The organism is Maribacter sp. 4G9 (genome assembly GCF_002742265.1).
Classification (GTDB): domain Bacteria; phylum Bacteroidota; class Bacteroidia; order Flavobacteriales; family Flavobacteriaceae; genus Maribacter.
The window spans coordinates 1-454 of the sequence record NZ_MDGL01000106.1 but is presented as its reverse complement, the minus strand read 5'-3'; the positions used below and the strand labels follow the sequence as shown (position 1 = coordinate 454).

The window sequence follows — 454 nt, the reverse complement described above, 5'->3', positions numbered from 1 at the left end:
GTGCTTTTATCCGTGAAAACGATACTTTTTTCATCGATCGATTCCTGTACTGTCCGATTGATCTGTCCAGATGTATGGTCTGTCAATACTTTAGCTTTGAAATAGCGGCACTGTGTCGATTTTTTGCCACTTCCCACATCTTCCAGGACCGTGGATTCCGCCATAACGGCAACGTTCTCCTTTCCGACCGCACCGCGACCGCGAATGCCCTTTTCCTGTTCGATCTCAGAAGATTCAACAGTAAAATAACCCTCATCGAATTCTACCATCCCCTCTAAAGTATAGCGTGCATCCCTGTTTCCCATCGCCTTTCTCAATTTATGCACCATCGTCCAGACCGGTTCATATCGCTTCTGCCCAAGTTGCTTCTGGATTTCTTTACTTGAAAAGCCCTTCTTGGTGGCACTCATCAAAAACATGGTCTTGTACCAGGTCAAAAATGGAAGCTTTGAAC

General features: G+C 45.6%; 1 protein-coding gene. It reads right to left on the bottom strand.

Features of this window, described 5'->3' with window-relative positions; genetic code table 11:
• Positions 1-454 (bottom strand): IS1595 family transposase (locus BFP75_RS10895; RefSeq protein ID WP_123803403.1); only part of this gene is annotated, 454 nt, incomplete at both ends.